Origin of the sequence: Flavobacterium sp., assembly GCF_039916025.1 — a bacterium.
Classification (GTDB): Bacteria; Bacteroidota; Bacteroidia; order Flavobacteriales; family Flavobacteriaceae; genus Flavobacterium.
In genome coordinates this window covers 1-1,872 of record NZ_JBDSMB010000181.1, presented here as the reverse complement: position 1 = coordinate 1,872, position 1,872 = coordinate 1, and the positions used below count along the sequence as shown (strand labels likewise).

2 protein-coding genes are annotated in these 1,872 nt (G+C 40.3%); both read right to left on the bottom strand.

Annotation, left to right across the window (positions count from 1 at the left end; genetic code table 11):
- Nucleotides 1-919: PDDEXK nuclease domain-containing protein (locus tag ABIQ27_RS13485; RefSeq protein WP_348034441.1), on the bottom strand; the 919-nt coding region annotated here is incomplete at its 3' end.
- Between the two features lie 329 nt (nt 920-1,248).
- Nucleotides 1,249-1,872 (bottom strand): DUF2971 domain-containing protein (locus tag ABIQ27_RS13480; RefSeq protein WP_348034440.1); only part of this gene is annotated, 624 nt, incomplete at its 5' end.

The following is a 1,872-nucleotide window of genomic DNA, read 5'->3' as shown; positions in this document are numbered from 1 at the left end:
GGGTCTCATAAGCGGCAATCAAGGTAGGCGACAAGCTTCGGCTCAAAGCGATTTCCACAATCTCGTCATCTTTTTCTTTGCAAAGAATCACCCCGACACTGGGATTCTCGTGTGGCTTTTTCAGCTCCCTGTCCAACACTTCTAAGTAAAAATTCATTTTGCCCAAATAGTCAGGCTTGAAACGGTCAATTTTTAAATCAAATGGGACGAGGCAGCAGAGTTCCCGATGGAAAAACAACAGGTCAATGTAATAGTCCTCTTTGCCCACTTGCACTGGGTATTCCTCACCGACAAGAATAAAATCCTTGCCAAATTCGAGGATGAAATCCCGGAGGTTTTTCAGGATATTTTTCCGCAAATCTTTTTCGGAGTGGTCATCCGGCAAGTGGAGGAACTCGAGCAGGTAGTGGTCGCGAAAACCGTATTCCCGCAGGTCTTTGCCCGGCAATACTTCCGGGAAATTCCCGGCTTTTGCCAGCATCACCCGTTCGTACAGCCCGCTGCCGAGTTGCCGCTCCAATTCCCGTTTGCTGTAGCGCTCCCGGATAGCAAGACGAAGATAAAACTCCTTCTCTTCCAATGACTTAGTGCCGGAAATTATAAGAAGGTTATTCGACCAACTAATTTCTGTCACCAGTGGTGACAGTATTTGAATGTCCTTATAGGTTTCATAAAACTGCTTCATTCGCCAGAGGTTTCTGGGTGAAAAGCCAGCGGTGTCAGCTACCTGATTTTCAAGATGTTTTGCCAACTCCTCGACTATATTTTTGCCCCATCCATCATCTTCTGCTTTTTTGGAAATGTATTTTCCGATCTCCCAATACAGCTCAATCACCGTTCGGTTGACCTCATAAAACGCTTTTGAGCGGGCAGTCTTGATGAGGGTGGTAATTTCGTCGAATTGGTTTTGAAGTTGCATCGCGTCAAAGTGTTTTGAACATCCATTCGCCACACAATTATAATTCAGCGGCTGGGTGTAGATAGTCTTTATCTATACATATCTTTTAATGGTGAAGGCTCAATAATAGGCAACGCTTCTTGCCGACTTCTAATGCTTTCTTTTTTCATATGCCAAATAAGGGCATTAAAATGCTTTTCAGTTTTTTTACAAGCCTCTTCAGAATGTTTAAAGCCCAACTGAATTCTTTTTATTGTTATCCGCGGCCATTCGCTTTCTCGTTCAAGAGGAAATTTATGGTAAGTTACTAGTTCTTTACGAGCGTTAAAATCCCATTTAAAGTTATTTTCTTATGGAAAATTTGTGGCTATTATTGTTGATCCCTTTTTAAAAAACATAAGTCGAATTTCCTTCTCAATTTCGTAATAAGGATTTTTATGAAAACAAGCAGGTACTCTCATCAATTCTCTTAAATCTGTTTTATCCAAGTTATTACGCCTTTCGAACTCAGCGTTTTTTACTCTAAATTCCTCAAGATTAGGTTTTTCATAAATTACTTTACCTAAATAATAACCTCCGTGTGATTCATACCCATGAAATTCAATTTCGAACTCAATGGCAACGCCCAAGCCTTCCTGTCCATAAAGTCTCCAAAGATTGAGGGTGTTTTTACTGTCTAAAGCATCTACACCACAAAGTGAAAGAATATAGATGTCAGATTTAGGAATTTTTACATCTTTAAGCAATTCGTCAAAATAGACATACTCATTTGGATCGTTGAGATTCATCATGCTATACATTCTTATAGCATTTTCATTTATGATGGAATGAAGAATAGGCAATGAAGTAAAATGAACAAATCGGGTGGCTTCCGGATCGTACAAAGTGCCCAAAGCAAAATTATTTCCTATACTGGCTTCAAATTTTCCAGGTCCTGTGTAATGACCTGTTATGATGTGTTCTGAAACGCCAGG